Below are 223 nucleotides of genomic sequence, written 5' to 3'. Positions count from 1 at the left end.
TAAATAATGGCGCGCTCGGGAGGATTCGAACCTCCGACCGCCTGGTTCGTAGCCAGGTACTCTATCCAGCTGAGCTACGAGCGCGCAAAATCTGTTTTATCGTATCGCCTTTCGGCAATATATTGAAATAATGGCGCGTCCGGGAGGATTCGAACCTCCGACCGCCTGGTTCGTAGCCAGGTACTCTATCCAGCTGAGCTACGGACGCACACTAATTCGGTTT

At 52.9% G+C, this 223-nt stretch carries 2 tRNA genes; both read right to left on the bottom strand.

Annotation, left to right across the window (positions count from 1 at the left end):
- Positions 1-7: 7 nt before the first annotated feature.
- Positions 8-84: transfer RNA gene (locus tag ACVA53_RS25175), tRNA-Arg, on the bottom strand.
- Between the two features lie 47 nt (positions 85-131).
- Positions 132-208 (bottom strand) — tRNA-Arg (locus ACVA53_RS25170).
- Between the last annotated feature and the right edge of the window lie 15 nt (positions 209-223).

The organism is Photobacterium sp. DNB23_23_1, assembly GCF_052873815.1.
The sequence above is the reverse complement of the archived record's forward strand: the minus strand, read 5'-3'. Positions and strand labels throughout refer to the sequence as shown.